Source organism: Vibrio sp. TMPB1044, assembly GCF_030442075.1.
Taxonomy (GTDB): Bacteria; Pseudomonadota; Gammaproteobacteria; order Enterobacterales; family Vibrionaceae; genus Vibrio; species Vibrio satsumensis.
On record NZ_JAUJED010000084.1, the window covers coordinates 1,079 to 1,585 of the forward strand.

The following is a 507-nucleotide window of genomic DNA, read 5'->3' on the forward strand; positions in this document are numbered from 1 at the left end:
TTTTTACTTCTTGAAGGAAGTGGTATCCCGTAGGGGAGTCGAACCCCTGTTACCGCCGTGAAAGGGCGGTGTCCTAGGCCTCTAGACGAACGGGACACTGCTAATTCATCTCTACTTTAAAAAATAGAAACAAACTTCGAAGAACTTGGGAGTTCTTCATCTCTTTGCTTTTCTAAACCTAATCAATCTGTGTGGACACTCATCGTGACTATCTTCGTATAAGGAGGTGATCCAGCCCCAGGTTCCCCTAGGGCTACCTTGTTACGACTTCACCCCAGTCATGAACCACAAAGTGGTGAGCGTCCTCCCCGAAAGGTTAAACTACCCACTTCTTTTGCAGCCCACTCCCATGGTGTGACGGGCGGTGTGTACAAGGCCCGGGAACGTATTCACCGTGACATTCTGATTCACGATTACTAGCGATTCCGACTTCATGGAGTCGAGTTGCAGACTCCAATCCGGACTACGACGCACTTTTTGGGATTCGCTCACTATCGCTAGCTTGCT

General features: G+C 49.1%; 1 tRNA gene and 1 rRNA gene. Both read right to left on the reverse strand.

Annotated elements, in window-relative coordinates:
* Positions 1 to 20: 20 nt before the first annotated feature.
* Positions 21 to 96: transfer RNA gene (locus tag QQ041_RS23660), tRNA-Glu, on the reverse strand.
* A gap of 123 nt (positions 97 to 219) precedes the next feature.
* Positions 220 to 507: ribosomal RNA gene (locus QQ041_RS23665) — 16S ribosomal RNA — on the reverse strand; the annotation flags it as partial.